The following is a 21,200-nucleotide window of genomic DNA, read 5'->3' on the forward strand; positions in this document are numbered from 1 at the left end:
CCGCCCCGCACAGGGGCGACGCGTGAAGCGAGCTAACGTAACGCGGATGCCAGCGCAAAGGCCGAAACGCCGAACGGCGAACGGCGACGTGTGAATCGCGAAGGCATAACGCGGACGCCAAAAGAAGCGAAGGCGAAGCCAAAAAAACCCAAAAAAAACCCAAACCTAAGCCACCGCCCCCAACCGTTTCCCAAGACTAACCACGGCATCAGCAACATACCCCAGCGACTCATAAAAAGCCTGCACATCAGCCTTTGCGCTCAGCACCTGAAGATTGACCTTAGGACACCCGCGCGCGGCGAGCGCCGCTTCCGCATGCCGCACAAGTGCAGTGCCAATCCCAAGGCGCCTGAACGCCGCCCCGACCGCAAGCGAATACAGCCAGCCCCGATGCCCATCATACCCAGCCATCACAGTTCCAACGATGCCCCCATCCTTCACGGCGACAAAGAACAGTTCAGGCTGCGTAGCCAGCTTGTTGGCGATCGACAGATGCGGATTACGCTGCGGCCGGCTCGCATCCTGATACTCAGGAAACGCTTCGAGCCACAGCGCGATCACGGCATCCGTGTCGCCCGCGTCGAACACGCGAATCGACATGGACGAAGCGTCAATCACAGCGTATCCAGAATCGACCGCAGCATCGCCATCATCTGATCGATCTCTTCCGTCGTCACGTTCAAGGCGGGCATGAAACGCAGCAGATTAGGACGCGCGGCATTCAGCAGCAGCCCATCCGGCTGCATCAGACGCGCCTTCTCGACGATCTGGTTGCCGATATCCTTCCCAAGCAGCAGCGCACGCAGCAGACCCTCGCCGCGCTCGCCCTCGAAGCCACGCTCCGCAGACAGTTCCAGCAGCTTCGTGCGCAGATATTCACCACGCGTCTTCACGCCATCGAGAAAGCCAGGCGCCGTCAGTTGCGAGATCACCGAATACCCGGCCGCCGTCATCAGCGGATTGCCGTTGTACGTGCCGCCCTGGTCGCCCGCTTCGAACACCTCGACATGCTTCTTGCACAACAGCGCGCCAAGCGGCACGCCGCTGCCGATACCCTTCGCCAGCGTCATCACGTCCGGCTCGATACCCGACAGCTCGTACGCGAACAGCGTGCCCGCACGGCCACAGCCGCTCTGTACTTCATCGACGATCAGCAGCAGGTTGTGCTTCGTCGTCAGCGCGCGCAGTTGCTGCATGAACTCGCGCGATGCAGGGATCACGCCGCCTTCGCCCTGGATCGGCTCCAGCATCACGGCAACGGTCTTGTCGTTGATGAGCTTCTCGACGGACGCGATGTCGTTCAGGTCAGCCTTCGGAAAGCCTGGCACCTGCGGGGCATAGATCGTGTCCCAGCCCGGCTTGCCGCTTGCGGACATCGTCGCGATCGTGCGGCCGTGGAAGCTGTGATCGAACGTGATGATCTCGTATGCGCCGCCCTTGAACTTCTTGCCCCACTTGCGCGCCAGCTTGATCGCGCCTTCGTTTGCCTCGGCGCCGCTGTTCGTGAAGAACACCTTGTCGAAGCAGCTATGCTGCGTAAGCAGGCCCGCGAGCTTCGCCATCGGTTCGTTGTAGAACGCGGGCGACGGATTGATCAGCGTGCGCGCCTGCTGCGTCAGCGCTTCGATCACGCCGTCGTTGCAATGGCCCAGGCTGTTGACCGCCCAACCCTGAATGAAATCCAGATATCGCTTGCCGGTGTTGTCGTAGAGCCACGAGCCCTTGCCGTGCGTGAAAACGATTTCGGGCCGGTTCGTGATGTACATCAGCGAATCGATCGGATACTCATTGAAGTTCATGGCTACAGGCTCCAGGCAAACAGGGATGAAAAACCGCCTCGGACAACATGGCCCAGCAACGGAAAGAAAAAAGCACGACGGGTAAGGCAGAAATACAAAAAGCCACGGCATGCCGTGGCTTTCATGATTCGAACTGCGTGCGCGTTGTTCGCGCGAATCCGTGACAAAGCCAGCGGCGCCCCTAAGGGAGCAGCGAGCGGCGACGTCGAAGTTCGGACTGGATGCGGTTCATGCGCGAAAGAATACGACAATGCCGGCGCCCGTGTAAACCTGCAATTTGCATGTCTCTACGCACTGCCGGCCGTTCTCAGAAGTGAAGCGTGCTGGCGCAACGATCAGACGGGGTTCGCGAGATCGGCTGCGCTCGTGAACGAATCCGCATAGAACTCGTCTTCCGGCAGGCGATGATGCTGCGTGAAATCGCGCTGCGCCGACTCGACCATCACCGGCGCGCCGCACGCATACACCTGATACGCCGACAAGTCTGGCAGATCTTCGATGACGGCCCGATGAACGAAGCCAGTGCGGCCCGTCCATGCGTCGTCCGCATCCGGTTCCGAGAGAACCGGCACGAACTTGAAGTTCGGAATCTCGCGCGCCCATTGCTCGGCGAGCTCCATCATGTACAGGTCTTTCTTGCGACGTGCGCCCCAGTAGAGCGTCATCGGGCGCGTGATGTTCTTGAACACCGCATGCTCGACGATCGCTTTCAGCGGCGCGAAGCCCGTGCCCGACGCGAGCAGCACGATCGGCTTGTCCGACTCTTCGCGCAGGAAGAACGTGCCGAGCGGCGCCTCGAAGCGCAGTATGTCGCGCTCCTTCATCGTGTTGAAGACGTGGTCCGTGAACGCGCCGCCCGGCATGTGGCGGATATGCAGTTCGACGGGACCGTCCGCGTGCGGCGCGCTCGCCATCGAATAGCTGCGGCGCTTGCCGTCCTTCAGGATGAATTCCAGGTACTGGCCCGCCATATACTGAAGGCGCTCGTTCGCGGGCAGTTGCAGCTTCAGCACGACGACGTCGTCGGCCTTGCGCTCGATGGCGCTCACACGGCACGGCAATTTCTTGATCTGCACGTCGCCGATGCCCGTCACTTCGCGGATGTCGATCTCGAGGTCGGTGCACGCGGTCGCGCAACACAGCAGCGCGAGGCCGCGTGTCTTCTCATCGTTCGACAGCGCCGACGACGAATGCGCACGCTGCTCGACCTCGCCGCCGACCACCGCGCCCTTGCACGAGCCGCATGCGCCGTTCTTGCAGCCGTACGGCAGGCCGATGCCCTGGCGAAGGGCGGCTGTCAGCACGGGTTCGTCGGGTTCCACCTGAAACTGCCGGCCGCTTTGCCGGAGCGTTACGTTGAATGCCATAAGTCGTTCAGTCTTCGAATACAGAAAGTCGGTAACCAATGCGTGTCGTGGATCGCGGCTACAATGCGTCCACGATGAAAGCGACACGAAAATTGCGCAGACCGCGCGTGCTGATCGTCGGTTGCGGCGATGTCGGCATGCGCTGCGTGCGGCAACTGCAAGGACGCGCACGCCTCTATGCGCTCACCAGTCACGCGGAGCGCCGCGACGAACTGCGCGCGGCGGGCGTCACGCCGATTGTCGGCGATCTCGACGTGCGCGCGAGCCTGGCTCGTCTTGCCCATCTCGCGCCGACCGTCCTGCATCTCGCGCCTCCGCAAAGAACGGGCGAGGCCGACACGCGCACGCGCGCGCTGATCGCCACGCTGACTGCGCCGCGTGCCCGGCGTGCCCGTCATCTGGCGACGGGGCGCTTGCGGCGCGCGCAGCACGGCATTCGTGCGCGCAAAACATCCAGTATTGTACCCGACGGGGGGTGTCCGGCTTCGCGGGCCGGGCATCGGCCGAGCCGGCGTTCGCGCGTGGTCTATGCGAGCACGACGGGCGTCTATGGCGACTGCGGCGGCGCGTGGCTCGACGAAACGCGTCCTGTCGCGCCCGCCAACGAGCGCGCGAAACGCCGCGTGTCGGCGGAGACGCAATTGCGGCGCGCGGCGGCGCGACGTGCGATCACGGCCAGCATCGCGCGCATTCCGGGCATCTATGCGGGCAACCGGCTGCCGCTCGCGCGGCTGGAAAAACGCACGCCGGCGCTCTTCGATGCCGACGACGTCTACACGAACCACATCCACGCCGACGATCTCGCCGCGATCCTGCTGCGTATGTCGACGCACGCTCGACCGTCGCGCGTGATCCACGCGTCCGACGACACGACGTTGAAAATGGGCGAGTACTTCGACCGGGTGGCGGATGCATTCGGCATCGAGCGCGCGCCGCGCATTGCACGCGACGAAGCAGAACAGCAGCTCGGCGAGATGATGCTGTCGTTCATGCGCGAGTCGCGCCGGCTCGTCAATACGCGGCTGAAGCGAGAGTTGCGTTTCAGATTGCGCTATCCGAGCGTCGACGACTTTCTGCGCACGGTGGCGAGCCCGAGCCGCACGCAGCCGCGCCCAGACAAGCCATAACGGAAAACGCAGCGATCAGGTGAGGGCAGGTAGCGCTTCCAGTAACAGGAAGCAGAAGAACGCGCCGATCAGCGCAGCGAGCAGATTCGGCTCGTACCTGTGCCGACGATGCATGACGGCCAGCACGCCGCCAATCAGCAAAAGGCCGAGTCCGATGAACGCGATCATCGCGTATGAAACCGCCAGGTTGCCGTAGATGACCATGGCGCCTCCTTGCCTGCTTTGTAATCTTTGTTGATCCGAGTATAGGACGGGCGTTCGGAGCAAGCATGCTGCGGCGCAGCGTTCTGCAAGGTTTTTGTGGCGCTTTTGTTCGGAATCCCACGTAGTCTCAATGGCTTGAGACGAGGCGGGGTGGGCATTGATCGTTTACCCGTTCCGTAATGCGCCCAGGTCGGCTTCATCGAGCCATTGCCACGCGCCTTCAGCGAGCGAAGCCGGCAACGCCAGCCCACCGACCCGCTCGCGATGCAGCGCCTCTACACGGTTGCCCGCCGCCGCGACCATCCGCTTCACCTGATGGTATTTGCCTTCCAGCACGGTGAGTTCCAGCGCGTGTTCGCCGCGCGCATGAGCGGCGACGGCCGCGATCGGCTTCGCTTCGCCGTGCAGCAGCACGCCTTCGCGCAATGCGGTGAGTTGCGCGTCGTCGAGCGGATGACGGGTTGTCGCGAGGTAGACCTTGGGCACTTTGCGTTTCGGCGACGTGTACGCGTGGACGAACTGGCCGTCGTCGGAGAGCAGCAGCAGGCCCGTCGTGTCCTGATCGAGCCGGCCCACGCACTGGACGCCGCGCGTCGCAAACTGCGCGGGCAACAGATTGAACACGCTCAAATGATGCTGCGGATCGCGCGAGCATTCATAGCCCGCAGGCTTGTTGAGCAGGATGTATGCGCGCTCGCGATAAGGCCAGGCCGCGCCGTCGACTTCGAACGCCAGCGCATTGGTATCGACGTCGGCGTCGGGATCGGCGAGCGTCGCGCCGCCGACCGACACGCGGCCGTCCGCGATCAATGCGCGGCACTGGCGGCGCGAACCGAAACCTTGGGAAAAGAGAACGCTTTCGAGATTCATTGGAGCGGGCAGAAGGGCGGACACGAGCAGCGATGCATCAAACGTCGACGGCGTCCTTCGTTGCGAAGGACGCCGTCATTGCCTGCATTTTACCCGCCGCCCTGGTTTGCCCCGCCAGCGTAAGCGCACGACCAGACTTAGTGCGCGCCCGAGCGCCGCTCGACGAACCGCGCCACGTAATCGTCGGCGGGCTTCGTGAGGATCTCGTTCGGCGTGCCTTCCTGCACCAGCGTGCCGTCGCGCAGAATCGCGATGCGGTTGCCGATGCGCAGCGCTTCGTCCAGATCGTGCGTGATGAACACGATGGTCTTGTTGAGCGTCGCCTGCAGTTGCAGAAGCTGGTCCTGCATTTCCGTGCGGATCAGCGGATCGAGCGCGGAGAAGGCTTCGTCCATCAGCAGCACGTCGGTATCGGCGGCGAGCGCGCGCGCCAGACCGACGCGTTGCCGCATGCCGCCCGACAGCTCATCGGGATAATGATCGCGGTACCCGTCGAGCCCGACCTTGCCGAGCCACATGCGCGCCTTCTCGTTCGCTTCCGCCTTGCTCTCGCCGCGCGTGCGCAGTGCATACGCGGTGTTGTCGAGCACGGTCTGATGCGGCAGCAGGCCGAAGTTCTGGAACACCATGCTGACCTTGTAGCGGCGCAATTCGCGCAGACCGTGCGGGTCGAGCTTGATGACGTCCGAACCGTCGATCACGATCTCGCCCGCCGTCGGCTCGATCAGCCGGTTGAAGTGGCGCACGAGCGTCGACTTGCCTGAACCCGACAAACCCATGATCACGTAAATCTCGCCCGAACCGATATGCAGGCTCACGTTGTCCAGGCCGACGTTGCAGCCCGTTTGCGCGAGCACTTCAGCCTTGCTGCGGCCGCTCTTCAGCAGGTCGAGCACGCGCCGGTGACCGGCTTCCGGGCCAAAGAGCTTGTACACGTTCTTCACTTCGATCGATGACATGTCCATGCCCTCCGTCAGTCCGCCGTGCGGGCTTCGAGGCCGCGCTGCGTGGCGTTTTCGTTGGCTGCCGCCGGCGCGCCGTCTTCACGCGGCGCGCCCGCGTTCCGATAGGGAACGCGCGACGCCGCCTTCGCCCTGCGGCGTTGCGCGACGAGCCTGCGCGTGCGGCGGTCCTGCCCGTAGCCCTGGCTGATCCGGTCGATGACGATCGCGAGAATCACGATCGCGATGCCCGCCTGCATGCCCTTGCCGATATCGAGCGTCTGGATGCCGGCGAGCACGTCTTCGCCGAGTCCGCGCGAGCCGATCATCGACGCGATCACCACCATCGACAGCGCCATCATCGTGGTCTGGTTGATACCCGCCATGATGCTGGGACGCGCGAGCGGCAACTGCACGTTGACCAGCAACTGCCAGCGCGTCGTGCCGAAGGCGCGCGCCGCTTCGACGACATCCGCATCCACATGACGGATGCCGAGATCGGTCAGGCGGATCAGCGGCGGCAGCGCGTAGATGATCGTCGCGAGAATCGCGGGCACCTTGCCGAGGCCGAACAGCATCAGCACGGGGATCAGATACACGAAGCTCGGCAGCGTCTGCATGATGTCGAGCACGGGCAGCAGCACGCGCCGCATCCACGGGCTGCGCGACGCCCAGATGCCGAGCGGCACGCCGAGCGCGACAGACAGCACGGTCGCGACCAGCATCAGCGCGAGCGTCTGCATCAGCTTGTCCCACAGACCGAAGCAGCCGATCACATACAGCAGCAGCACGAAAAAGGCCGCAATGCCGATGCGCCGCGTCGCGTTCAGCGTGAGCAGGCCGACGGCGATCAGGATCGCCCACGCGGGCGTCGCGCGCAGCGCGCCTTCGAGCGGCACCAGCACGTAGCGCAACAGCGCCGTGCTGAAGTCGTGGAAGCTGTCGCCGTACGCGGCGACGAACGATTGCACATGGTCGTTCACCCAGTCGGCGATCGACAGATGCAGAAAGATCGAATTCATGTTGAAACCCTCCCGTGCGTCATGACGCGTCGGTGTCGATATCAGCCAGCCAGCGCGGCCTGAACCTTTTGCGCGACGTCGGTGGGTACCCATGCTTTCCACATGTCAGGGTGATCGCGCAGGAACTGCCTTGCCATCGTCGGGCCGTCGATCTTCTTGCTCGTCATGTCGAGGATGGTCTTGTTGAGGAAGTCCATCGGGAAGCTGACTTTCGAGTAGGTGTCCATCAGTTGCGGCTCGGCCTGATAGAACGGCGTCGATACGCCGACCTTCAGATGCGACACGAGATACGACGACGCGCATTGCGACGTGCTGTTATCCGCGCGCAGCGTGTCCCAGCACTTCTGGTTGAACGCGGGCATCTTCAGCTGGACGAACTTGTACTTCGCCATCAGCGCGGCGGGTTCCCAGTAGTAGAAGAGGATCGGCTTGCCGCGCTGATATGCCGATTCGATCGCGGCATCGAGCGCGGCGCCCGTGCCGGGGCGGAAGTCGGTGTATGAATCGTCGAGATTCAGCGTCTTCAACAGACGCCGGTTCACGCGCTCGCAGTCCCAGCCCGACGGGCAGTTCAGGAAGCGGCCTTTGCCGGGCTCTTCGTCGTCTTCGAACACGCCTTTGTACTTCGGCAGATCGGTCACGGACGCGAGGTTCGGCGCAACGGGCTTGATGTTGCGCTTCGCGTCGCCCTTCACGACATACTCGGGCACGAACCAGCCTTCGTTGGTGCCGCCCGGCAGCGTGTCGCCGAGCAGCTTCACGCGGCCGTCGTTCACCGCTTTCGCGATGATTTCCGAGCGGCCCGTCCACTGTTCGGACCACACTTGCAGGTCGTCGCGCGACAGCGCCGTTTCCGTCGCGGCCGTGTTGCCTGGAATCGTGTCCGTCTTGCAGCCGTAGCCTTTCTCCGTGATGAAGCGCAGCACTTCCGACGTGAACGAGCCGCTTTCCCACGTGACGCCCGCAAAGCGCACGGGTTTGCCCGCCGAGCACCAGGTGCCGGCGTGAGCGGCGGCGGGCCATAACGCGCCGGCGGCGAGCGCGACCGTGACGGTGCGCATCAGGGATCTGATCTGCATGGTGTGTCTCCGATTGTGATTGGATGTCTGGCGCTGTCGTCGAGCGCCTTTTGGGCCGAGGCGTCAGCCGTATGTGCTACTGGAGCCGAGCGTCGCGGCGAGGATCGTTTCGTCGATGGAAAGACCGAGGCCCGGCGCGTCGGACAGCGTGATCCAGCCTTCGCTGTCGATATCGATCGGGTCCTTCAGCATGAAGTCGCGGCGCGCGATCGACCATTCGGGCGGGTCGTACGGAAATTCGATGAACGGCGCGCTTGCGGCGCCCGCCGTCAGATGCAGGTTCGCGGCGAGGCCGATGCCATTGCCCCACGTGTGCGGCGTGAAGACCTTGCCGTGCGCCTCGACGGCTTGCGCGAGCTTGCGCAGCCCTTCCATGCCGAGCGAGCACGCGACGTCCGGCTGGAACACATCGAGGCAATCGCGCGCGAGCAGTTGATCGAACTCGTAGCGCTCGCGTGTCATCTCGCCGCCGGCCATGCGCAATGCCGGCGACACCGCCTTGCGCAGCCTCGCCATGCCGTCGTAGTCGCCGCGATGCAGCGGCTCTTCCATCCAGTAGACGTTGTGCTTTTCCAGTGCGCGCGCGACAGCGAGCGCTTCGTCGAAAGTCCACGGCGCGGCCGTGTCCCACGGCATGCGCCAGCCCTGGTTGCAGTCGACCATCAGTTCGAGCCGGTCGCCGACGGCTTCGCGCACGGCGGCGAGCACGGCGAGATCGTCTTTCAGTTGCGGACGCCCGAAGCGGATTTTGAGCGCCGGAAAGCCGCGTTCGACGACATGCAGCGCCATGCGCGCCATCTCGTCGGGGCGGCGATGCACGCCGCTCGACGCGTACGCGCGAATCCGGTTGCTGCGTCCGCCCGCCATCTGCCAGCACGCCTGCTCGCGAATTTTTCCGGCGAGGTCCCACAGCGCGATATCGAGCGGCCACGGACGGCCGGCGTGAAAGCCGATGTTGTCGAGCACGGCGCTGTGGCGCGCGAGGTCGAGCGGATCGCTGCCGATGAACAGATGCTGGTAGTCGGCGAAGCCGTACATCGCGTCGCCGGAGCCGATGCCGACCCGGCCGGCGTCGTCGTGCACGCGCACGATCGTGGCGGGAAATTTGCGGCGCGGCTGGCTATCCCACGAGGCGGGAAAGGGCGGATCGAGCATCAGCTGATGCTGCGTTACGTCGATGCGGGTGATGCGGGCCGTTTGCGCGAGGCGGTTCACGGCCTCGCTTGCTTCACGATCCATCAGGCGTCTCCTCCTGAATTGACGCAGTGCGGCATTCAATGTGCTGCGCAATGCGTCTCGAATGGGATAAGAATGACGCCATGCTATGAATGTGGCGCGGGCAACTCAATCGCTTCAATAAAAGTAAATGACTGCATCCAATTCCGAGATATGCGTTGCGTATCATCCAGTGACACAACTCAACGAACTTCCGGAGACCGTCGCAACATGGCGATGAATGCCTGGCTGCCACGAATCGAGGCGGGCAGCGAACCGAAATATCAGGTCATTGCCCGCGCGTTCGCGCAGGCCATCCTCAACGGGCAATTGCCCGCCGGCGAGAAGTTGCCGCCGCACCGTTCGCTTGCGGGCGAACTGAAGGTGACGACGGGCACGATCAGCCGCGCCTATGCCGAACTGGAGCGGCAAGGCCTCGCGAACGCGCGCGTCGGCGACGGCACGTATGTCGCGCAGGCGCGTTCGCGCGAGTTGCCGCCCGCTGCCAGCGGCTACGGGACGCTGCGTACCGGCGTGGCCAGCGCGCCGCCGCTGATCGACCTGGGTCAGAACGTACCGCAGTCGACGGAAGAGGCGGCGGCGCTGTGCACGACGCTCGCCGGGATCGCCACCGACCAGCGCCTCGCAGCCGAACTGCTGCAATACGCGCCCGAAGCCGGCTCGATGCGCCACCGGCTCGCGGGCGCCGCCTGGCTCGGCCGCGCGGGCAGTCCGGCGAGCGCCGCTCGCGTGCTCGTCACGCAGGGCGCGCAGCATGCACTGGCGTCGGTGCTGCGCGCCGTCACGCGTCCGGGCGACACCGTGCTGGCCGAGGTGGTCAGCTATCCGGGCATCATCGCGCTTGCGCGGCAACTGCGGCTGCATCTGGTCGGCGTCGAGATCGATCAGGAAGGGCTGGTGCCCGGCGCGCTGGAACTCGCGTGCAAGTCGCTGCATCCGCGCGCGATCTTCTGCGTGCCGACCATTCACAATCCGACGACGGCGACGATGTCGGAACAACGGCGCGACGCCGTCGCGGAAATCCTGCAGCGTCACAGCGTGCTGCTGATCGAGGACATCGTTCCCGCGATGCTGATGGAAGCGCCGCCCGAGCCGCTCGCCGTGCGCATGCCGGAACAGGCGTTCCTGATCGCGGGGCTGTCGAAGTCGGTTGCGCCGGGGTTGCGGGTCGGCTATCTGCAGGCGCCGAGCGCGTGGTGCTCGAAGGTCGCCGCTGTGATCCGCAGCGACTGCTGGATGACGGCACCGCTGATGGCCGAGATCGTGTCGCGCTGGATCGAAAGCGGCGAGATGGACCGGCTCAACGCGTTGCAGCGCGCGCGCATCGACGCCGAGCACGCGATCGCGGACGAAGCGCTGGAAGGCGTCGCTTACCGGCGCGCGCCAACCAGCTCGCACCTGTGGCTGCCGCTGCCCGACCCGTGGCGCGCGGCGGAATTCGCAGCGGCGCTGCGCCAGGAAGGGGTGCTGGTGAAAACGGCCGACAGCTTCGTGATTGGCCGCAATGCCGCGCCGCACGCGATCCGCGTGTGCATGAGCGGCGCGGTCTCGCTCGATGCGCTTGCGCGCGGACTCGCGCTGATCCGCACGACGCTCGATCACGGGCTGGAAAGCGGCATGGCGTCGTCATACGCGCCTTGATCCGCGTCTGCGGCACGTCGTTGTCTGATGGAATCACAGAGCAAGAAGCGGAGCGTAACGATCGGCTGAAACCGTGACGATGGGCTTTTCGTCATCGCGTCACGGAGGCTGCCGATGCGCTTTCCCTTGCCGTTTTTCTCATCCCGCGCGCTATTGCCCGCGCCGTTCCAGCAGCTGGCGTGGTCCAACCTGATCGCGCAATCCGCCGAGCAGATCAGTCTTGCCGCCGCGCCGCTCGTCGCCGTATTCACGCTCGGCGCGTCCGCGCGCGATACCGGGCTGTTGCAAACGGCGCAGACCCTGCCGTTCCTGCTGCTGTCGATACCCCTCGGCGTCTACGCCGACCGCCGCTCGCGCCGCGCGTTGATGGCGGTGTCGGAAGGCGTGCGCGCGCTGGCGATGGCGAGCGTGCTGCTGCTCGTGCTGGCGCATGCGTTGACGCTGCCGTTGCTCGCCGTGCTCGGCTTTCTCGCGGCGACGGGCACGGTGGCGTACAGCGTCGCCGCGCCGGCGCTGGTGCCTGCACTCGTGTCGCGCGCTGCGCTTCCTGTGGCGAATGGGCGCATCGAGCTGGCGCGCAGCGTCGCGTATTCGGCGGGGCCGGCGCTTGGCGGGCTGCTGGTTGGCGGGATCGGCGCGGGTTGGGCTTACGGATGCGCGGCGGCCCTGTCGACGCTCGCGGCCGCGTTGCTGGCCGGCCTGCATGAACCGCCGCGCGTGACGACGGCTACGCGTCATTTCATGGTCGAGTTGCGCGACGGCGCGCGATTCGTGTTCGGCGACTCACTGCTGCGCCCGATGCTCGCGACGGCCGTGTTCTTCAACATCGGGTTTTTCACGCTGCAGGCGGTGTATGTGCCTTATGCCGTGCATCGGCTGGGTTTGAGCGCGTCGGCCATTGGCACGACGCTGGGCGCGTTCGGCATCGGCATGGTGTGCGGGGCGCTCGCCGCGCCCTTCGTCGCGCGGCGGATGACGTTCGGGCGCATGTTGCTGGTTGGGCCGTTTTGCGGACTGGCTGCTTCGCTCGTGATGGTCGCGACGCTTGCCGCGCCGTCGTTCTGGCTCGCGGCGGCGAGCTTCTTTCTGCTGGGGGCGGGACCGATTCTATGGACGGTCGGCTCGACGACGCTGCGTCAGGCAATCACGCCCGCGGGCATGATGGGCCGTGTGTCGGCGCTCAACAGCACGGCGACGTACGGCGCGCGGCCGGTGGGCGCGCTGCTCGGCGCGACGATCAGCGCCCGCTTCGGCATGGACGCCTGTCTGGTCGCGGCCGCGCTCGGCTTTGCGGTGCAGGCGTGGATCATCGTGATTTCGCCGGCGGCGCGGCTGGCGCGGATTCCCGACTGTGCCGCAGTGCCGTCGCCGTGACGCTGCTCGCGACGCACGGCCGTCATTCCTTGCCGAACTCCTTCGCTGCACGGTCGATTGCATCTGCCGTCGCGCCCGCATGCGCGACGGGCACCAGATGGCTCGACGGCGTCTCGACGATCGTCGCGCCGATCCGGTGCGCCATCCAGCGCTGGATTTCCGGCGACACGGCGCGGTCGCGCGACGTCACGAGGTAGAACGACGGTTTGTAGCGCCAGGCGGCTTGCGTTGCGCGTTCCTCGAAGGCTTTGGCCGCGATTGGCTGCTGCGCGGCGACCAGCACGCGCGTCAGGGTTTCGGGCACGTCGGCGGCGAAATCGCTGTGATATCGCGCGGGATCGAGCCACAGAAAGCCGGTGCTGTCCTTGATCATTGCCGAGCTGGCGGGCATCTGCGGGCCGCGCTTCAAAATATCGACGGCCGACTCGCCGACGTCCGGCGCGATGGCCGAGACGTAGACGAGGCCAACCACCTTCGACGCGTCCGGTCCCGAGCCGGCCTCCGTAATCACCACGCCGCCCCACGAATGCCCGACCAGCACGGTCGGACCAGATAGTTGGGCGAGCACCCGTTTCGTCGCGGCGAGGTCGTCGGCGAGCGACGTCAGCGGAATCTGCACCGACGCAACCCGATAGCCTTTCTTCTGCAACCGCGCGATCACACCGTTCCAGCTCGAACCGTCGACGAACGCGCCGTGCACCAGCACGATGTTCTGCACCGGGCCGCTCGGCGGCGCGGCAGCGGCGGGGGCGGGGCGGGGCGCGGGGGCCGGCGCTGCTGCGGGCGGCGGCGGTGCAGGCTCGGCGGCGGAGGGGGCGGGCGGAGCGGGCGGCATATCCGGCGCAGGTGCGGCGGGCGCCGCCGCCGGCGCTGCTTGCGGCGCGGGTTGTCCCGTCTGCGCGAACACGCCGGTTGTGGCGATGCAAGCGCCAAGGAGAACGGCATAGAGCAGACGTTTCGGCGACATGGCGACTCCATCGGCTGGACGGGATTCTGGGAACATACCGAACGCGGGTCATGGTGACAACCGCTATCACACGGAGTTTTCGGACACGTTGAGCAACGGTTTGGCGGTTGCGTGGAAATCTGTCGCGGCGGCGCTAGTGCAGGCGCAGCGCGTCACGACGCGGACCGCGCCGGGTCTGCCCGATAGGTGGGCACTACGTCGAAGGGTACAATTTACGGCTTTTCCGGACGGGTTCTGCCCGGGCAGTGCGTATTCAATGCAGTGGAGTGAGACATCTTGAGCAACGGACAGCAGCATGACGGCCTGAAGCGTGGCCTGAAGAACCGGCATATCCAGCTGATCGCGCTGGGTGGCGCGATCGGCACGGGGCTTTTTCTCGGCTCGGCGGGCGTATTGAAGTCGGCGGGGCCGTCGATGATTCTCGGCTACGCGATCGGCGGCTTCATCGCGTTTCTGATCATGCGGCAGCTCGGCGAAATGGTGGCGCAGGAACCCGTCGCGGGCTCGTTCAGCCATTTCGCGTACAAGTACTGGGGCGATTTCCCCGGCTTCCTGTCGGGCTGGAACTACTGGGTGCTGTATGTGCTCGTCAGCATGGCCGAACTGACGGCCGTCGGCACCTACGTGCACTTCTGGTGGCCGGAAGTGCCGGCGTGGGTGTCGGCGCTCGTGTGCTTCGTCATCATCAACGCGATCAACCTCGCGAACGTAAAGGCGTACGGCGAGACCGAGTTCTGGTTTGCCATCATCAAGGTCGTGGCCGTGATCGGCATGATCGTGTTCGGCGGCTATCTGCTGCTGAGCGGGCATGGCGGTCCGCAGGCATCGATCTCGAACCTGTGGAGCAAGGGCGGCTTCTTCCCGTACGGTTTCCACGGCCTCTTCATGATGCTCGCCGTGATCATGTTCTCGTTCGGCGGGCTGGAACTGATCGGCATCACGGCCGCGGAAGCCGACGATCCGCAAAAGAGCATTCCGAAGGCCGTGAATCAGGTGATCTACCGAATTCTGATTTTCTACATCCTCTCGCTGGTGGTATTGCTGTCGCTGTATCCGTGGAATCAGGTGGCGGAAGGCGGCAGCCCGTTCGTGATGATCTTTTCGCAGATCGGCGCGGGTTTGACGGCGAACGTGCTCAACGTGGTCGTGCTGACGGCGGCATTGTCCGTGTACAACAGCGGCGTCTACGCGAATAGCCGCATGCTGTACGGTCTCGCCGAGCAGGGCAATGCGCCGCGCGCGTTGCTCAGGGTCGACGGGCGGGGCGTGCCGTACATGGCGATCGGCCTGTCGGCGGTGGCGACGTTTGCTTGCGTGATCATCAATTACCTGATTCCCGCGAAGGCGCTCGACGTGCTGATGGCGCTGGTGGTCGCCGCGCTGGTGCTGAACTGGTCGCTGATCAGCCTCACGCATCTGAAGTCGCGTCGCGCGATGCTCGCGCAGGGCGAGACGCTCGTGTTCAGGTCGCTATGGTTCCCGGTCGGCAACTGGATCTGTCTTGCGTTCATGGCGATGATTCTCGTCATTCTCGCGATGACGCCAGGACTCAACGTGTCGGTGCTGCTGGTGCCAGTGTGGCTCTTCGTGATGTGGATCGGCTATGTCGTGAAACGCAGGCGTGCGGCTGCGCATCAGTTGGCGGGCGTGGCGGGCGGGCGCTGACGCGCGCCTGACGCTTCCGATCAGACAGAAGCCGGATTGGCCGTGAGGCGATCCGGCTTTTTTACAAGCACGGGGCACAAGGGCACGGCGCGCGGCCAGAAAACACAAAACCCGCGGCATCTGACGATGAACGCGGGTTCGTGTGAAGCTGAATTCTGGTGCCCAGGGCCGGACTCGAACCGGCACGCCTTGCGGCGGGGGATTTTGAGTCCCCTGCGTCTACCTGTTTCACCACCTGGGCTTGTGTTGCGGCCTTTGCAGGCTGTCTCGCACGGCTTTGACGCCAGGCGAAGACGCAGATTATGGCGGAAAACCCGTCAGCGGGCAAGCCGACCCGTCCATGCGGTTCAGACGGTCCGCGAAAAGCGCTGCATCGCCTGCTGGCCGAGATAACGGTCGAACACCATCGCAATGTTGCGCACGAGCATCCGCCCGGCGAGTTCCACATCCAGCCGGCGTGTGCCGATCTTCACCAGACCGTCGTCCTCGAAGGCGCGCAGCCGCTCCAGCTCCGGCGCGAACGCGTCATGGAAGCGGATGCCGTACGCAGCTTCGAACTCGTCGAAGCGCAGTTCGAGATTGCACATCAGTTGCGTGATGATGTCGCGGCGCAGCCGGTCGTCGGCGCTCAGGCGCACGCCGCGCTGGATCGCCAGTTCGCCTTTGTCGATGGCGGCCGCGTAGCCCGTCAGGTCTTTCGCGTTTTGCGCGTAGACATCGCCGACCTTGCCGATCGACGATGCCCCGAAGCCGATCAGATCGCACTCGGCGCGCGTGCTGTAACCCTGGAAATTCCGATGCAGCGTGCGTCGCGCCTGGGCGCGCGCGAGTTCGTCGGTAGGCAGCGCGAAGTGGTCCATGCCGATGTAGACATACCCCGCGCCCGTCAGGCGTTCGACCACGAGCCGTAACAGCGCGAGCCGCTCGGCGGGAGAGGGCAACGCGGACGCATCCATCTGCCGCTGCATCTTGAAGAGCTGCGGCATGTGCGCGTAGCCGAACACGGAAAGCCGGTCGGGCGCGAGTTCGAGCATCGTGTCGAGCGTCCTGCTGAAGCTGCGGACCGTCTGATACGGCAGCCCGTAGATCAGATCGACGCCGATCGAATGAAAGCCCGTTGCGCGGGCGGCGCACATCACGCTGGCCGTCATCTCGAGCGGCTGGATGCGGTTGATCGCGCGCTGCACGACGGGATCGAAGTCCTGCACGCCCAGACTCAGGCGGTTGAAGCCGAGATTGCGCAAATGCACGATGGTCTTCGGCGACGCTTCGCGCGGATCGACTTCGACCGAAAACTCGCCTTCGGCGTCGCTGCGCAGCAGGAAGTGCTCGTGTGTCGTCGCCATCAGCTCCGTCATTTCGTCGTGCGACAGAAACGTCGGCGTGCCGCCGCCCCAATGCAGTTGTGACACGGGCCGCGCGGTATCGAACAGCGACGCCTGCAACGCGATTTCGCACTTGAGCCGCGCGAGATATGGCGCCGAGCGCGCGCGGTTCTTCGTCACGACCTTGTTGCAGCCGCAGTAGAAGCAGACGGTGTTGCAAAACGGAATGTGGAAGTACAGCGACAGGTCGGTTTCCGTCGCGCCTTTGTCGGCGGCCGCGCGGCGATAGTGGTCGAGCAGGAAGTCGTCGTGGAACTGCAGGGCGGTCGGATAGGACGTGTAGCGCGGGCCGTTCGCGCTGTATTTGGCGAGCAGGTCGGGGCGGAACAGCGAATCCGCCGAGGGGAAGCGTGGGCCGGAAGGAGCGGTGTTCATCGGATCGGTCTCCAGACGCCCGCCGGACGATGCGCAAGCCGCTTTGGATGCGGCTCGCAGTGACGCCCGGTCGAACCGGGCAGGCGCCGCGCGTGCGTGGGTTGAGCTCGAATGAGTGTACGGGAGCACGTGCGCGCGAGATCGGGTAAAAAGGTCGCACTCGGCAGATGGCACAATGATGGTTTGATCAGCGTCAAGCTATCGACCGATTGATCCGCTGTTTAGCGTGTTCATGTTTCAGGAAGTGCGTAGTGTCCGTCCCTTTGTCTCAACCGCCGTCCGCGACCGCGGATCACGCGTGCCGCCCTGATTGCGGCGCGTGCTGTATCGCGCCGTCGATCACCAGCCCGATTCCGGGCATGCCGCACGGCAAGCCCGCAGGCGTGCGCTGCGTGCAGCTCGGCGACGATCTGCGCTGCGCGATTTTCGGCAAGCCGGAACGTCCGGCCTGCTGCTCGGGTCTACAGCCGCAGGCGGAAATGTGCGGCGGCTCGCGCGACGAGGCGCTCGTCTGGCTCGCGCGTCTGGAGGCCGACACGCGGCCGTGATCGCGGCGCAGGCTCGTGGCACAGATCATCCGCCGGAAAACAGTCACTCGAATCCGTGCGCCGACGCGGTCCCGTACGGCCTCCGGCGCGGACCGGTCGGGTCCGGAAAACAGGCAACACCGACGCGGCGCGCGCCGTTTCACAGCGGCCATCGCGCATGGCCGACAGGAGAATCCGCATGACCCAAACCGCTGCGCCCGCACGGCGCCGCTTTCTGATTTCCGCGCTGTCCGTCTGCGCGGCCGCGAGCATCACGGCGCCGCTCGCCGCATGCGCCACGTCGACGTTTCCGTTTATTCCGGATCACTACACGTTTTCGCAAAAGCAGGTTCAGGACGCCGTCCAGCGCAAGTTTCCCTATCAGCGCACGGTGTCGCAGGTGCTCGATGTGGCGTTGAGCAATCCCGTCGTCGGCTTGCTGCCCGATACGAACCGCGTGTCGGTGCGGGTCGATGCGCGGCTCGCCAGTCCGTTCCTGCAGCAACCCGTGAGCGGTGTGCTCACGCTGTCGAGCCAGCTCGAATACGATCCGCAGAGCCGTTCCGTCGTGCTGCGCTCGCCCAATGTCGATAACGTCAGCGTCGACGGCAACGCGCAGGTCTACGCGCAGCAGATCAACGCGGCCGCGGCGCTGATGGCCACCCAGCTGCTGGCCAACTATCCCGTCTACACATTCAAGCCCGAGCAGCTTCAATTTGCCGGAGTGAACTACGAACCCGGTACAATCACGGTCCTTACAAACGGCATACGCGTGCAGATCGTCGAAAAGTGACATACGCGTGGCCGGACGGCCGCACCAGCCTTGCTGACGCGGCTGTGCATCGCCTACCAACTCCAAGCTAAAAGGCCACGGATGGACTGGATACTCACGTTGAAGGCGCTGATTCTCGGCGTCGTGGAAGGCTTGACCGAATTTCTGCCGGTCTCGAGCACGGGTCACCTGATCGTCGCGGGCAGCGTGCTGAACTTCGATGTGCCGCAGGAAAAGACTTTCGATGTCGTGATCCAGCTGGGCGCGATTCTCGCCGTGTGCTGGGAGTTCCGCCAGCGCATCGTCGACGTCGTGTCGGGGCTCGGGACACGGCCTGAGGCGCGCCGCTTCACGCTCAACGTGATCATCGCGACGATTCCGGCCATCGTGCTGGGTCTGCTGCTCGAGAAGTCGATCAAGGCGGTGCTGTTTTCGCCCGTGCCCGTCGCGCTTGCGCTGGTGGTGGGCGGTGTGCTGATTCTCTGGGTCGAGTCACGGCAGCGCAACCGTCCCGACGTCCAGGCGCGCGTGCATTCGGTGGACGACATGAGCCCGCTCGACGCGCTGAAGGTCGGCCTCGCGCAATGCTTCGCGCTGATTCCCGGCATGTCGCGCTCGGGTTCGACGATTATCGGCGGCATGCTGTTCGGGCTCGACCGGCGCGTCGCGACCGAGTTCTCGTTCTTCCTCGCGATCCCGATCATTTTCGGCGCGACCGTCTACGAACTGCACAAGGGCTGGCACGAACTGTCGACGGATGCGCTCGGACTTTTCTCGATCGGCTTTCTGGCGGCGTTCGTCAGCGCGTTTGCGTGCGTGCGGTGGCTGCTGCGCTACATCGCGGCGCACGATTTCAGCGCGTTTGCCTGGTATCGGATCGGCTTCGGCCTGTTGATCCTGCTGATTGGCTACAGCGGCGGGTTGAGCTGGGCGGATTGAGGTGCTTGCCGCTCTGCCGGGTATCTGGCAGATGTGAAAACGGCCTGCGGTTCGCGAACCGCAGGCCGTTTCTGTTTCTGAAGCCGGTGTTGCGCTTCAGCTATTCGGGCGGCGTTTGTAAATCAGATCCCACACGCCATGCCCGAGGCGCAGGCCGCGTTTCTCGAACTTCGTCACAGGACGATAGTCGGGGCGGGGTGCGTAGCCATCGGCGGTGTTCTCCAAAGCGGGCTCCGCGCCGAGCACTTCGAGCATCTGCTCCGCGTAGTTCTGCCAGTCGGTCGCGCAATGAATGTACGCGCCCGGCTTCATGCGCGACACCAGCAGCGCGACGAACTTCGGCTGGATCAGGCGGCGCTTGTGGTGACGCGCCTTATGCCACGGGTCCGGAAAGAAGATGTGCACGCCGTCCAGACTCTGCGGCGCGATCATGTTTTCGAGCACCTCGACGGCGTCGTGCTGGATGATGCGGATGTTCGACAGGTTCTGGTCGCCCATCAGCTTCAGCAGCGCGCCGACACCCGGCTCGTGCACTTCGACGCCGAGAAAGTCGTCGCCGGTGCGGTGCGACGCGATCTCGGCCGTGGTCGCGCCCATGCCGAACCCGATCTCCAGAATGCGCGGCGCGCGGCGCCCGAAGACGGCGTCCCAATCAGGCTGCTCGGGCGTGTAGGGCACGACGAAGCGCGGGCCGAGTTCGTCCATCGCGCGGCGCTGTCCCGTCGACACGCGGCCGGCGCGCGTCACGAAGCTGCGGATGCGGCGCAGATGCAGCGCATTGTCCGGCGCGGTGGCGTCGGTGGTTTCGGGCCGTTCAGTGGGGTTGTCGCTGGAAAGCCCGGAAGGATCGCGCGGCAGACCGGCTTCGTTCGGATCGTGAATCATCGTGATGAAGACATGAGTGGCGGCGGGAAACGGCTGCGCGTGAGGGCGCGTCGTTCGAGCGTCGTTTGACATTCGCGGCAGGACGCACGCTATAAAAAAGCCGCCTTCAGGGAGGCGGCTCTCACGCTGGCTTCTCCGCCGGATCTCTCCGCCAGTGCGTGCTGCGGCAGAGGGAGCGGCTGAAAGTGGAGCGGGCGATGGGAATCGAACCCACGGCTCTAGCTTGGGAAGCTAGGGTATTACCATTATACGACGCCCGCAGAGCGCGCTATTTTACGCGGTTTCGGCGGCTTTGGGCAAATTGCCGGATGCGCAGCGCACCCGGCGCGCCGCCAGCCCGTTCAGATGCCGAACAGCGTCAGCGATACCGCTGCGCGCGTCACGACCATCAGCAACACCTGGACGATCACGAACAGCAGGATCGGCGAAAGATCGATGCCGCCCAGGCGCGGCATGATCTTGCGCAGCGGATCGAGAAACGGCGCCGTCAACTGATACAGGATCGGCATGGCGGGCGAACGCGGGTTGAGCCACGACAGCAGCGCCATCAGGATGGTCAGCCAGATCAGCAGGTTCAGCGCCCATTTGATCACGGTCAGCAGCGCGACGATCAGCAGCGACGGCATCAGCCCGAGCGGATCGACGCCGACGATCGCCACCATCAGCACGACATACACGAGCGACGTGAGCAGCGTGGCGACGATGCTCGCCCAGTCGATCCCGCGCGTGCTGGGAATAATCTTGCGCAGCGGCAGCACGAGCCAGTTGGTCACCTGCATCACCGCGCTCGACACCGGGTTGTACGGCTGCATGCGGATGAACTGGAGCCAGGCGCGCAGCAGCAGCGCCGCGCCGAACAGCGTGAAGATGGTATTGAGCAGAAAACGGGCGATATCGCCGAACATCGTGGGTCCTTTCCTTCAGAAAACGTCCCGTGGGCGGGACGCATGGCGCCGGCGGGCCGGCGGACGGCTGAAAACATCGAGCGCGCGACGTGCTTTGCGCGCCTCGTCAGAATGGCTGTG

General features: G+C 64.9%; 20 protein-coding genes and 2 tRNA genes. 7 read left to right on the forward strand and 15 right to left on the reverse strand.

Annotated elements, in window-relative coordinates:
- Positions 1–165 precede the first annotated feature (165 nt).
- The 3 genes from KFO72_RS16970 to KFO72_RS16980 all read right to left on the reverse strand — a co-directional run bounded on the left by KFO72_RS16970 (position 166) and on the right by KFO72_RS16980 (position 3,166).
- Entirely contained in the window at positions 166–600 is a 435-nt protein-coding gene (locus KFO72_RS16970; protein WP_263627672.1) for a GNAT family acetyltransferase, read from the reverse strand.
- Positions 601–614: 14 nt separating this feature from the next.
- Positions 615–1,799, reverse strand: coding sequence for an acetylornithine transaminase (locus KFO72_RS16975; RefSeq protein ID WP_224099915.1), 1,185 nt, complete (start codon positions 1,797–1,799; stop codon positions 615–617).
- Positions 1,800–2,134: 335 nt separating this feature from the next.
- A complete protein-coding gene (locus KFO72_RS16980) occupies positions 2,135–3,166 on the reverse strand; it encodes a CDP-6-deoxy-delta-3,4-glucoseen reductase (protein ID WP_054933940.1) in 1,032 nt (343 codons plus the stop codon).
- Positions 3,167–3,240: 74 nt separating this feature from the next.
- Between KFO72_RS16980 and KFO72_RS16985 the strand changes: the two genes are divergently transcribed.
- Complete coding sequence (locus KFO72_RS16985) at positions 3,241–4,293, forward strand: NAD-dependent epimerase/dehydratase family protein (protein ID WP_225032645.1); 1,053 nt, start codon at positions 3,241–3,243, stop codon at positions 4,291–4,293.
- A gap of 15 nt (positions 4,294–4,308) precedes the next feature.
- On the opposite strand, the gene KFO72_RS16990 is transcribed toward KFO72_RS16985, so the two are convergent.
- From KFO72_RS16990 to KFO72_RS17015, 6 genes are all read right to left on the reverse strand, one after another.
- Positions 4,309–4,497 (reverse strand): hypothetical protein, encoded by a 189-nt coding sequence (locus KFO72_RS16990; protein WP_035986131.1) that lies wholly within the window; start codon positions 4,495–4,497, stop codon positions 4,309–4,311.
- A gap of 165 nt (positions 4,498–4,662) precedes the next feature.
- Complete coding sequence (locus tag KFO72_RS16995) at positions 4,663–5,367, reverse strand: pseudouridine synthase (protein ID WP_060602050.1); 705 nt, start codon at positions 5,365–5,367, stop codon at positions 4,663–4,665.
- Positions 5,368–5,504: 137 nt separating this feature from the next.
- Positions 5,505–6,326: a quaternary amine ABC transporter ATP-binding protein gene (locus tag KFO72_RS17000; protein ID WP_225032646.1), complete on the reverse strand. Its 822-nt coding sequence runs from the start codon at positions 6,324–6,326 to the stop codon at positions 5,505–5,507.
- Between the two features lie 14 nt (positions 6,327–6,340).
- A complete protein-coding gene (locus KFO72_RS17005) occupies positions 6,341–7,330 on the reverse strand; it encodes an ABC transporter permease (RefSeq protein WP_054933943.1) in 990 nt (329 codons plus the stop codon).
- Between the two features lie 41 nt (positions 7,331–7,371).
- Positions 7,372–8,409 (reverse strand): ABC transporter substrate-binding protein, encoded by a 1,038-nt coding sequence (locus tag KFO72_RS17010; RefSeq protein WP_054933944.1) that lies wholly within the window; start codon positions 8,407–8,409, stop codon positions 7,372–7,374.
- Between the two features lie 63 nt (positions 8,410–8,472).
- A complete protein-coding gene (locus KFO72_RS17015) occupies positions 8,473–9,648 on the reverse strand; it encodes a mandelate racemase/muconate lactonizing enzyme family protein (protein ID WP_225032647.1) in 1,176 nt (391 codons plus the stop codon).
- A 207-nt stretch (positions 9,649–9,855) separates the two neighbouring features.
- Between KFO72_RS17015 and KFO72_RS17020 the strand changes: the two genes are divergently transcribed.
- Positions 9,856–11,286, forward strand: a complete 1,431-nt coding sequence (locus KFO72_RS17020; RefSeq protein WP_225032648.1) for a PLP-dependent aminotransferase family protein — start codon at positions 9,856–9,858, stop codon at positions 11,284–11,286.
- Between the two features lie 114 nt (positions 11,287–11,400).
- Positions 11,401–12,660 carry an MFS transporter gene (locus tag KFO72_RS17025; protein ID WP_225032649.1) on the forward strand — a complete coding sequence of 420 codons (1,260 nt, stop codon included), beginning with the start codon at positions 11,401–11,403 and terminating at the stop codon, positions 12,658–12,660.
- Positions 12,661–12,682: 22 nt separating this feature from the next.
- On the opposite strand, the gene KFO72_RS17030 is transcribed toward KFO72_RS17025, so the two are convergent.
- Positions 12,683–13,627 carry an alpha/beta fold hydrolase gene (locus KFO72_RS17030; RefSeq protein WP_060602031.1) on the reverse strand — a complete coding sequence of 315 codons (945 nt, stop codon included), beginning with the start codon at positions 13,625–13,627 and terminating at the stop codon, positions 12,683–12,685.
- Positions 13,628–13,903: 276 nt separating this feature from the next.
- On the opposite strand from KFO72_RS17030, the gene KFO72_RS17035 reads away from it, so the two are divergent.
- Complete coding sequence (locus KFO72_RS17035; protein ID WP_060602028.1) at positions 13,904–15,292, forward strand: amino acid permease; 1,389 nt, start codon at positions 13,904–13,906, stop codon at positions 15,290–15,292.
- Between the two features lie 156 nt (positions 15,293–15,448).
- Here the strand turns inward: KFO72_RS17035 and KFO72_RS17040 are convergent.
- Both KFO72_RS17040 and hemN read right to left on the reverse strand, forming a co-directional pair.
- A tRNA-Leu gene (locus KFO72_RS17040) sits at positions 15,449–15,533 on the reverse strand.
- A gap of 106 nt (positions 15,534–15,639) precedes the next feature.
- On the reverse strand, positions 15,640–17,052 hold the full coding sequence (hemN, locus tag KFO72_RS17045) for an oxygen-independent coproporphyrinogen III oxidase (RefSeq protein WP_225032650.1): 1,413 nt from the start codon (positions 17,050–17,052) through the stop codon (positions 15,640–15,642).
- A 251-nt stretch (positions 17,053–17,303) separates the two neighbouring features.
- Between hemN and KFO72_RS17050 the strand changes: the two genes are divergently transcribed.
- The 3 genes from KFO72_RS17050 (at position 17,304) to KFO72_RS17060 (ending at position 19,290) form a co-directional block, all read left to right on the forward strand.
- Positions 17,304–17,600 (forward strand): YkgJ family cysteine cluster protein, encoded by a 297-nt coding sequence (locus KFO72_RS17050; protein ID WP_054933954.1) that lies wholly within the window; start codon positions 17,304–17,306, stop codon positions 17,598–17,600.
- Between the two features lie 178 nt (positions 17,601–17,778).
- The gene (locus tag KFO72_RS17055) at positions 17,779–18,372 is read left to right on the forward strand and encodes a DUF1439 domain-containing protein (protein ID WP_060602023.1); all 594 of its coding nucleotides are present in this window, start codon (positions 17,779–17,781) and stop codon (positions 18,370–18,372) included.
- 81 nt (positions 18,373–18,453) lie between these two features.
- Positions 18,454–19,290: an undecaprenyl-diphosphate phosphatase gene (locus KFO72_RS17060; RefSeq protein ID WP_054933956.1), complete on the forward strand. Its 837-nt coding sequence runs from the start codon at positions 18,454–18,456 to the stop codon at positions 19,288–19,290.
- Between the two features lie 96 nt (positions 19,291–19,386).
- Here the strand turns inward: KFO72_RS17060 and trmB are convergent, their stop codons facing one another.
- From trmB to KFO72_RS17075, 3 genes are all read right to left on the reverse strand, one after another.
- Complete coding sequence (gene trmB / locus KFO72_RS17065) at positions 19,387–20,175, reverse strand: tRNA (guanosine(46)-N7)-methyltransferase TrmB (RefSeq protein WP_107203183.1); 789 nt, start codon at positions 20,173–20,175, stop codon at positions 19,387–19,389.
- Between the two features lie 186 nt (positions 20,176–20,361).
- Positions 20,362–20,435: transfer RNA gene (locus tag KFO72_RS17070), tRNA-Gly, on the reverse strand.
- A gap of 81 nt (positions 20,436–20,516) precedes the next feature.
- Positions 20,517–21,080 (reverse strand): YggT family protein, encoded by a 564-nt coding sequence (locus KFO72_RS17075; protein WP_054933958.1) that lies wholly within the window; start codon positions 21,078–21,080, stop codon positions 20,517–20,519.
- Between the last annotated feature and the right edge of the window lie 120 nt (positions 21,081–21,200).

This window comes from Paraburkholderia sp. XV, assembly GCF_020177535.1.
Classification (GTDB): Bacteria; Pseudomonadota; Gammaproteobacteria; order Burkholderiales; family Burkholderiaceae; genus Paraburkholderia; species Paraburkholderia caribensis.

Coding starts and splice junctions, on each gene's coding strand:
- KFO72_RS16970 (WP_263627672.1), bottom strand. CDS start 600: ATGTCGATTCGCGTGTTCGACGCGGGCGACACGGATGCCGTGATCGCG.
- KFO72_RS16975 (WP_224099915.1), bottom strand. CDS start 1,799: ATGAACTTCAATGAGTATCCGATCGATTCGCTGATGTACATCACGAAC.
- KFO72_RS16980 (WP_054933940.1), bottom strand. CDS start 3,166: ATGGCATTCAACGTAACGCTCCGGCAAAGCGGCCGGCAGTTTCAGGTG.
- KFO72_RS16985 (WP_225032645.1), top strand. CDS start 3,241: ATGAAAGCGACACGAAAATTGCGCAGACCGCGCGTGCTGATCGTCGGT.
- KFO72_RS16990 (WP_035986131.1), bottom strand. CDS start 4,497: ATGGTCATCTACGGCAACCTGGCGGTTTCATACGCGATGATCGCGTTC.
- KFO72_RS16995 (WP_060602050.1), bottom strand. CDS start 5,367: ATGAATCTCGAAAGCGTTCTCTTTTCCCAAGGTTTCGGTTCGCGCCGC.
- KFO72_RS17000 (WP_225032646.1), bottom strand. CDS start 6,326: ATGTCATCGATCGAAGTGAAGAACGTGTACAAGCTCTTTGGCCCGGAA.
- KFO72_RS17005 (WP_054933943.1), bottom strand. CDS start 7,330: ATGAATTCGATCTTTCTGCATCTGTCGATCGCCGACTGGGTGAACGAC.
- KFO72_RS17010 (WP_054933944.1), bottom strand. CDS start 8,409: ATGCAGATCAGATCCCTGATGCGCACCGTCACGGTCGCGCTCGCCGCC.
- KFO72_RS17015 (WP_225032647.1), bottom strand. CDS start 9,648: ATGGATCGTGAAGCAAGCGAGGCCGTGAACCGCCTCGCGCAAACGGCC.
- KFO72_RS17020 (WP_225032648.1), top strand. CDS start 9,856: ATGGCGATGAATGCCTGGCTGCCACGAATCGAGGCGGGCAGCGAACCG.
- KFO72_RS17025 (WP_225032649.1), top strand. CDS start 11,401: ATGCGCTTTCCCTTGCCGTTTTTCTCATCCCGCGCGCTATTGCCCGCG.
- KFO72_RS17030 (WP_060602031.1), bottom strand. CDS start 13,627: ATGTCGCCGAAACGTCTGCTCTATGCCGTTCTCCTTGGCGCTTGCATC.
- hemN (WP_225032650.1), bottom strand. CDS start 17,052: ATGAACACCGCTCCTTCCGGCCCACGCTTCCCCTCGGCGGATTCGCTG.
- KFO72_RS17055 (WP_060602023.1), top strand. CDS start 17,779: ATGACCCAAACCGCTGCGCCCGCACGGCGCCGCTTTCTGATTTCCGCG.
- KFO72_RS17060 (WP_054933956.1), top strand. CDS start 18,454: ATGGACTGGATACTCACGTTGAAGGCGCTGATTCTCGGCGTCGTGGAA.
- trmB (WP_107203183.1), bottom strand. CDS start 20,175: ATGATTCACGATCCGAACGAAGCCGGTCTGCCGCGCGATCCTTCCGGG.
- KFO72_RS17075 (WP_054933958.1), bottom strand. CDS start 21,080: ATGTTCGGCGATATCGCCCGTTTTCTGCTCAATACCATCTTCACGCTG.